Origin of the sequence: Streptomyces sp. MnatMP-M17 (assembly GCF_900091995.1) — a bacterium.
In the GTDB taxonomy this organism is placed as follows: Bacteria; Actinomycetota; Actinomycetes; order Streptomycetales; family Streptomycetaceae; genus Streptomyces.
The window spans coordinates 1-6,508 of the sequence record NZ_FMDK01000164.1; the positions used below are offsets into that span (position 1 = coordinate 1).

Consider the following 6,508-nt stretch of genomic DNA (forward strand, 5'->3'; position numbering starts at 1 on the left):
CGGTGGGTGGTGCGGGTGCCGGGGCCTCCGGAGGTACATGTCCGGACGGCATGATTTACGGCGCCCCACCCCGTCCGTCCAGTGAACGCGTCCCAGCGCCACAAATCACGCTTTAGTGTCCGAACACGCACCTCCTCCGACCCCGACCCTCTACCGCCGCACGCCGGCTGCCCGCCCGGTCCGGGCCCGCATATCCAGCCCGTCCGGCGTTTGAGGACGGAACGGCCCGCCCCGGCGCCGGGCTCCCAGACGGTGAGGGAGAGCGCGCGCAGGTTCGCGAGGTACGAGCGAATCGAGCACGGTCGACCGTCGGCATCGGCATAAAGCGCCCCGGAGGCGAACCGAGCCCTTAAAAAGAAGACGCCGCGGTTCCGTAGAGGCGGTCGCCCGCGTCGCCCAGGCCTGGGACGATGTAGCCGTTTTCGTTCAGGCGTTCGTCGACCGCCGCCGTCACGATCGTCACCGGCGTCCCCGCGAGCTCCCGTTCCATCACCTCGACGCCCTCCGGCGCCGCGAGCAGCACCACGGCGGTCACATCATCCGCGCCGCGCTTGATCAGCTCACGTATCGCCGCCACCAGCGTGCCGCCGGTCGCCAGCATCGGGTCCAGGACGTACACCTGGCGGCCCGAGAGGTCCTCGGGCATCCGGCTGGCGTAGGTGGACGCCTGGAGCGTCTCCTCGTTGCGGATCATCCCGAGGAAGCCCACCTCGGCCGACGGCAGCAGCCGCACCATCCCGTCGAGCATGCCGAGTCCGGCCCGGAGGATCGGCACCACCAGCGGGCGCGGATAGGAGAGCTTCACTCCCGTGGTGGCCCGTACCGGGGTCTCGATGTCGACCTGTTCGGTCCGTACGTCCCGCGTGGCCTCGTAAGCCAGCAGGGTGACCAGCTCGTCGGCGAGCCGCCGGAAGGTCGCTGAGTCGGTGCGCCGATCGCGCAGCGTGGTGAGTTTGTGCGCCACCAGCGGGTGGTCGACGACATGAATCCGCATGGCGACACAGTAACCGGGGGCCAAGGCCGTACGCGCTGCCACCAAGGCGTGGGCATCAACCCACGCTCACGAGGGAAGGGGAAGCTGAAGACCTGGGATGGGGAGGCGTCGATGCCGGACCGGGATCAGCGGGGGCAGGAACAAGAGCAAGGCCGGGAGAAGGACCGGGAAGAGGAACAGGGCGACGAGGACGCGACGGAGCGCCGACGGCGGCGCGCGCAGTTCCTGCGGGAGCTGAACGAGGCCAAAGAGCTGCGCGAGCGGGTGAAGCCGCGACAGGCTCGCGCCGCGCGGATGCGCCAGCAGATGCGGATGCGTACCTTCCGCTGGTAGCCACGCCGGGCCGCTGAAGAGATGTGCGGGCCGCGTGCAAGGGGCCGAACAGGGTCCTAATAAAATGGCCGGACGACGCAACGGTGGAAGACCTCTCGCGAAGCGCTCGTTTCTGCCACGATTCCGAGTAGGCGGAGCAGAGCAGCGCACCGCCGGATCGTCACACCTCTGACCAGTGGGAGAGTCACGGTGTACTTCGCCGCACTGCTCGCGCGCACCGAAGACGGGTGGGAAGCGAGCGATACAGAGCTCGACGATGTGGAGACCCTGTCGGACCTCACCGACTTGGCCCGCGAAGCCTCGGTGGACGAGGACACGGTGCTCGTCTTCATCGAACAGGAGGACGCCTGGTTCGGCATCCTCCGTGTGGAGGGCGAGGAAGACCCTCGTATCTATGTCTCCGACGCGGCCGCGGCCGCACGCTCCTCGTACGGGGAGATCCTCATTGATGAACTGCTCGGCAGGGATGACGACGACCCCGCCGACGACCTCGACGCGCTGGACCTCGACGGTACGGAGGACGGCGAGCCGGACGAGAACGACGAGGAGGACGACGACAACGACAGCCCCGTGATCGACGGGGAGACCGTGCCGGCGGGAGCCGTCGGCGACCGTGAGATTCTCAGCGACCTCGGGCTGTCGGAGGCGGATCTGCTGGCGCTCGACACCGATGCGATGGCCGAGATCGCGGAGGCTCTGGGAGCCGCCGAGGTGCTGGAGACCGTCCGCTAGTGATCGGGTACGGCCCGTTGTCCGAGCCCGGTCCGGTGCGTGATCCCGTGCGCGATCCGTGGCGGGCTTCCATGCGCCTCGCCCTGGACGAGGCGGCACGGGCGGCCCGCTCCGGTGATGTACCGGTGGGCGCCGTCGTGCTGTCACCGAACGGCACGGTGCTCGCCGCGGGCCACAACGAACGCGAGGCGACCGGCGACCCGACCGGCCATGCGGAGATCCTGGCGATCCGCAGGGCGGCCGGGAAGGTCGGTGCCTGGCGGCTGACCGGCTGCACGCTGGTGGTGACTCTGGAGCCGTGCACGATGTGCGCGGGAGCGCTCGTACTGTCCCGGGTGGACCGGGTGGTGTTCGGCGCGCTCGACGAGAAGGCCGGCGCGGTCGGCTCGCTCTGGGACGTCGTACGGGACAGACGGCTCAACCACCGGCCCGAGGTGATCCAGGGAGTGCTCGCCGACGAGTGCTCCGCAGTGCTGACGGCGTTCTTCCGCGAGCGCTGACCCGCCGTCCGTCCGAACCTCCGCGGCCTCTTCGATCGCCGTACCGCGATACCGATTTCGAACCTCGGCCCACTGTGGGCTAAGCTCTCTCCCGGTAGCGTGTCCGAGCGGCCGAAGGAGCTCGCCTCGAAAGCGAGTGTGGGGAAACTCACCGAGGGTTCAAATCCCTCCGCTACCGCTCTCACACCCTCCTGACCTGCGAAAACGCAGCCAGGAGGGTGTTTTGCGTGCGGCATCTACTGCGCGGCCGTGCGACACGGAAGTCGACAGAAGCACAACTGGCCCGCACACGAGGCGCGTTGCACCTCCCCACGGAGGGATCCGCCACCCGGTCGACCCCGCACCGGCGCCCGGGGGTTTCTCACGCTTCGTCTCCGACGCCGTCGAACACGCCCTCGCCCTGACCAAAACCCGGGAGATCGTCGAGGCGTACGAGGACGAGCACGGCCCCTTCTCCCCCGAGGAGATCGAGGAGGCCCGCCGGACATGGCACGGCGAGTGACCCCGGCGTTCCCTCGCGCCCTCCTCGTCCTCGATGCACAGCCACTGTCTCTCCTGGCCGACCAGGACCGCAGAATGGCGCTGATACTCAAGGTCGCAGAGGCCGAGGGGTACGCAGCCGCAATCTCCACGGTCAGCATCGCCGAAGTCCGCCGCACCGGACAGGCCGCGAAGCACCTGCACTGGCTCCGCTCCCGGCTCACCGTCATCCCCGCAACCGAGATCATCGCCGACCGCGCGGCAGAACTACTGGAAGACGCCGGCCTGGACGGTCACGAAAACGTCGTGGACGCGATCGTTGTCGCCACTGCGGCCTGCTCGGGCGGACCCATGAAGGTCGCCTCCACCGACGGTTCCCACATTCCGAAGCTCTGCCACGCGGCATCGGTAGGCCGCAGAAGCCCCGTTGAATGGGTCCGCGTCTGACCGGCTGTCCGGCCTTGCCCGCGCCCCGAAGGGTACGACATGCCGCTCCCCGCAAGCGGAGCACCACGCGTGCAGCAAGAACACACCCCCGCGCCGTGCGCCGGGGTCCTTTCCGTGTAGGTGCGGGTACGGCCTCCGAGCATTGGCGTTCATACGGTTAGACTCTCGCGCGATCGCACTGGGGACGGCAGGGGAGGAAGCGGCCCATGGGGCAAGCGAGAAAAATCGTGCTCTACGCGCTCGCCGTGTTCGTGCTGTACACGATCATCACGTCGCCGGAGCGGGCCGCCGATCTCGTCCAGGTAGGGTTCGAGGGCATTTCGAGCGCCGCCCAGGGCGTCGGCGAGTTCATGTCCGAACTCATCAAGTAGCCGGAGAACGGCCGGAAGACGGCTGTACGAACCCAGCGCCCACCGCGTCCGCACGGAAGCCTCCGGCGGCCGTACGGAAGCACCCTGCGGCCAGGGCGTGTCCGCAGGCCGTCCCCCAAGGAGTGCCCTTGATCCGCCACCTGGTCCTCTTCAAGCTCAACGAGGGCGTCTCACGCGACGAGCCCCGGGTGACCGCCGGTGCGCAGGCCTTCGAGAAGCTCGGTGAGCAGATTCCCGAGCTGGAGTTCTGGGAGTGCGCCTGGAACATCAGCGAGCGGCCGATCGCCTATGACTTCGCCATCAACTCGGCTGTCTCCGACCGGGATGCGCTCCAGCGCTATCTGGACCACCCGGCCCATCAGGCAGGTGTCGGCCAGTGGCGAGAATTCGCCACCTGGGTGATCGCCGACTACGAGTTCTGAGCCCTCCGCCTCCCAAGCCCCACACCTTTTCGGTGTGGGGCTTTTGGTTATATTGCCCCAACTTGCCGTCAACACGGTTTTATCAGGTGCTTGCACACAGTGGACATGTCTTGTGATGCTATGACCGCTTTTGACGGATGAGTTGACGTAGTCGACCGCAAAGGGGTGGCGTGACCGTGCCGGCCAGTACTGCGCCTCAAGTGCCGCCCCAGATCGAGACCGAGCCGCGTCCCGCCGCGCAGAGCAGAGGCGCGGACACCAGGGCACTGACCCAGGTGCTCTTCGCCCAGCTCAAGGAGCTGGAGCCGGGCAGCGAGGAACACACCCGGGTGCGTGGGGCGCTCATCGAGGCCAATCTGCCCCTGGTCCGCTATGCCGCCGCCCGGTTCCGCAGCCGCAACGAGCCCATGGAGGATGTCGTCCAGGTCGGCACGATCGGTCTGATCAACGCGATCGACCGGTTCGATCCGGACCGCGGTGTGCAGTTCCCGACCTTCGCGATGCCGACGGTCGTCGGTGAGATCAAACGGTACTTCCGCGACAACGTACGGACCGTCCATGTGCCGCGCCGGCTCCATGAGCTGTGGGTCCAGGTGACCGGCGCCACCGAGGATCTGACGACGGCCCACGGCCGCTCGCCCACCACCGCCGAGATCGCCGAGCGGCTGAAGATCTCCGAGGACGAGGTACTGGCCTGTATCGAGGCGGGACGTTCGTACCACGCGACCTCGCTGGAGGCCGCCCAGGAGGGCGACGGGCTGCCCGGACTGCTGGACCGTCTCGGCTACGAGGACCCGGCGCTGGCCGGCGTCGAGCACCGCGATCTGGTCCGCCATCTCCTCGTACAACTGCCCGAGCGGGAACAGCGCATTCTGATGCTGCGTTACTACAACAATCTGACACAGTCGCAGATCAGCCAGGAACTGGGCGTCTCCCAGATGCATGTGTCAAGGCTGCTGGCCAGAAGCTTCGCCCGGCTCCGATCCGCAAATCGGATCGAGGCATAACCCGGGCGGCTGGATCACCCGGTTTCCTCTCCTCGGCCCAAAAGTCGTATACCACCCCTTTCCCGGGCAGATACGGTCCCTACTTGTCGACAAGTCACTACAGCGTGTTGCCGACATGTGACATTCTGCTGGAACCGCGTTTGCCGCAGTCCCGCCGCCGGTATTCAGGTGGAGGCTGCGTTCCACCGACGGGAGCGGCCGACGCGACCGTCCGCGACCTCAAGGGGGTGGCATGTCCGTAGAACAGGGCAGCTCGAAGGTGCTCACGCTCACGAAGAGCGCTCCCGCGCCCGATGCTCTCGACCATGTGGCGCAGCCGCGTGTGTCCCAGCCGGAAGCCATCGACACCCGCACTCTGTCCCGCTCCCTGTTCCTGCGGCTCGCCGTGCTCGACCAGGACAGCCCGGAGCGCACCTACGTACGTGACACCCTCATCGAGCTGAATCTGCCGCTGGTGCGGTACGCGGCGGCGCGGTTCCGCAGCCGCAACGAGCCGATGGAGGACATCGTCCAGGTCGGCACGATCGGTCTGATCAAGGCGATCGACCGGTTCGACTGCGAACGCGGCGTGGAATTCCCGACGTTCGCGATGCCGACGGTCGTCGGTGAGATCAAACGCTTCTTCCGGGACACCTCGTGGTCGGTGCGGGTGCCGCGCCGGCTCCAGGAGCTGCGTCTCGCGCTGACCAAGGCCAGCGACGATCTGGCGCAGAAGCTCGACCGCTCGCCGACCGTTCCCGAACTCGCCGCCGTACTCGGGGTGTCGGAGGAGGACGTCGTCGACGGCCTCGCGGTCGGCAACGCGTACACGGCGTCCTCGCTGGACTCGCCCTCGCCCGAGGACGACGGCGGCGAGGGCTCGCTCGCGGACCGGCTCGGCTACGAGGACATGGCGCTGGAAGGCGTCGAGTACCGCGAGTCGCTCAAGCCGCTGCTCGCCAAACTCCCGCCCCGCGAGCGGCAGATCATCATGCTGCGCTTCTTCGCGAACATGACGCAGTCGCAGATCGGCGAAGAGGTCGGCATCTCGCAGATGCATGTCTCGCGCCTGCTGACCCGCACGCTCGCCCAGTTGCGCGAAGGACTCATCTCGGACTGAGGCCCGGGAACCCCGCCCTTCGTCCGGTGAGCCGGACGAAGCTCCGGAGAGACTCCGGGCAACGCTCCGGGCGGGGTTCCGAAACCGGCGGTCCGTCCGCCGCACCGCCGGCGGGCCAGCGGC

At 67.8% G+C, this 6,508-nt stretch carries 9 protein-coding genes and 1 tRNA gene; 9 read left to right on the forward strand and 1 reads right to left on the reverse strand.

The window, feature by feature from the left end; genetic code table 11:
• Positions 1-349 precede the first annotated feature (349 nt).
• The gene (gene upp, locus GA0115259_RS08405) at positions 350-994 is read right to left on the reverse strand and encodes a uracil phosphoribosyltransferase (RefSeq protein ID WP_093593138.1); all 645 of its coding nucleotides are present in this window, start codon (positions 992-994) and stop codon (positions 350-352) included.
• Between the two features lie 111 nt (positions 995-1,105).
• Here upp and GA0115259_RS08410 point away from each other — a divergent pair, with 111 nt between their 5' ends.
• From GA0115259_RS08410 to GA0115259_RS08450, 9 genes are all read left to right on the forward strand, one after another.
• Positions 1,106-1,327, forward strand: coding sequence for a hypothetical protein (locus tag GA0115259_RS08410; protein WP_093593141.1), 222 nt, complete (start codon positions 1,106-1,108; stop codon positions 1,325-1,327).
• A 189-nt stretch (positions 1,328-1,516) separates the two neighbouring features.
• On the forward strand, positions 1,517-2,059 hold the full coding sequence (locus GA0115259_RS08415) for a tRNA adenosine deaminase-associated protein (protein ID WP_066946415.1): 543 nt from the start codon (positions 1,517-1,519) through the stop codon (positions 2,057-2,059).
• 71 nt (positions 2,060-2,130) lie between these two features.
• Complete coding sequence (tadA, locus tag GA0115259_RS08420) at positions 2,131-2,559, forward strand: tRNA adenosine(34) deaminase TadA (RefSeq protein ID WP_093593153.1); 429 nt, start codon at positions 2,131-2,133, stop codon at positions 2,557-2,559.
• A gap of 93 nt (positions 2,560-2,652) precedes the next feature.
• Positions 2,653-2,737, forward strand: a tRNA-Ser gene (locus GA0115259_RS08425).
• A gap of 398 nt (positions 2,738-3,135) precedes the next feature.
• Entirely contained in the window at positions 3,136-3,486 is a 351-nt protein-coding gene (locus GA0115259_RS08435) for a type II toxin-antitoxin system VapC family toxin (protein WP_202449793.1), read from the forward strand.
• 206 nt (positions 3,487-3,692) lie between these two features.
• Positions 3,693-3,857 carry a hypothetical protein gene (locus GA0115259_RS40090; protein ID WP_176732477.1) on the forward strand — a complete coding sequence of 55 codons (165 nt, stop codon included), beginning with the start codon at positions 3,693-3,695 and terminating at the stop codon, positions 3,855-3,857.
• 128 nt (positions 3,858-3,985) lie between these two features.
• Complete coding sequence (locus tag GA0115259_RS08440) at positions 3,986-4,279, forward strand: Dabb family protein (protein ID WP_093593150.1); 294 nt, start codon at positions 3,986-3,988, stop codon at positions 4,277-4,279.
• Positions 4,280-4,455: 176 nt separating this feature from the next.
• Positions 4,456-5,286, forward strand: a complete 831-nt coding sequence (locus tag GA0115259_RS08445) for an RNA polymerase sigma factor SigF (protein WP_093593156.1) — start codon at positions 4,456-4,458, stop codon at positions 5,284-5,286.
• Between the two features lie 232 nt (positions 5,287-5,518).
• Positions 5,519-6,385: an RNA polymerase sigma factor SigF gene (locus GA0115259_RS08450; protein ID WP_066946402.1), complete on the forward strand. Its 867-nt coding sequence runs from the start codon at positions 5,519-5,521 to the stop codon at positions 6,383-6,385.
• Positions 6,386-6,508 lie beyond the last annotated feature (123 nt).

Coding starts and splice junctions, on each gene's coding strand:
- upp (WP_093593138.1), bottom strand. CDS start 994: ATGCGGATTCATGTCGTCGACCACCCGCTGGTGGCGCACAAACTCACC.
- GA0115259_RS08410 (WP_093593141.1), top strand. CDS start 1,106: ATGCCGGACCGGGATCAGCGGGGGCAGGAACAAGAGCAAGGCCGGGAG.
- tadA (WP_093593153.1), top strand. CDS start 2,131: ATGCGCCTCGCCCTGGACGAGGCGGCACGGGCGGCCCGCTCCGGTGAT.
- GA0115259_RS08435 (WP_202449793.1), top strand. CDS start 3,136: ATGGCGCTGATACTCAAGGTCGCAGAGGCCGAGGGGTACGCAGCCGCA.
- GA0115259_RS40090 (WP_176732477.1), top strand. CDS start 3,693: ATGGGGCAAGCGAGAAAAATCGTGCTCTACGCGCTCGCCGTGTTCGTG.
- GA0115259_RS08450 (WP_066946402.1), top strand. CDS start 5,519: ATGTCCGTAGAACAGGGCAGCTCGAAGGTGCTCACGCTCACGAAGAGC.